We start from the raw sequence: 511 nt of genomic DNA, 5'->3' as shown, positions 1-511 counted from the left end.
TCTCACATTATGCCCAGTCTCAAACCTAGTTAACCCAATCTTATCACTTGTAGTTGCCCCAATACTAGCCTTAACTGTCTCATTAGAATATGCACCAATTTGAAATTCTTTGTTTGAAAACGTTCCACTTAGAAGCTTTTGACCATTGAATGATGTAGTATTACCAATATTGTCTAATTCTTCCATAAGTCTAGAAATATCAGCTTGAAGTGAGCGTCTTGTTTCAGTTGTTTGACCATCTTGAGCTGATTGAATAGCTTTATTCTTAATTGTATCAAGTATTTTTATTTGCTCATCCATAGCCTTATCAGCTGTCTGAATTATACCAATAGCATCATTAGCATTCATAATAGCTTGACCAAGAGAACTTGCTTGACTTCTTAAACTATCAGCAATTGCCATACCTGAAGCATCATCAGCAGCAGAGTTAATTCTAAAACCTGAGTTTAACTTATTTAAAGAACTGTCAATTGATCTATTGTTCATAGATGCGTTTGCATGAGCGCTTAGC

At 35.0% G+C, this 511-nt stretch carries 1 protein-coding gene; it reads right to left on the bottom strand.

Going from position 1 to position 511, the window contains the following annotated elements; translation table 11 throughout:
- On the bottom strand, nucleotides 1-511 hold a 511-nt coding region (locus tag AVBRAN9331_RS09780; RefSeq protein WP_442862307.1), incomplete at both ends, for a flagellin N-terminal helical domain-containing protein.

The sequence above is a fragment of the Campylobacter sp. RM9331 genome (assembly GCF_020137685.1).
In the GTDB taxonomy this organism is placed as follows: domain Bacteria; phylum Campylobacterota; class Campylobacteria; order Campylobacterales; family Campylobacteraceae; genus Campylobacter_E.
The sequence above is the reverse complement of the archived record's forward strand: the minus strand, read 5'-3'. Positions and strand labels throughout refer to the sequence as shown.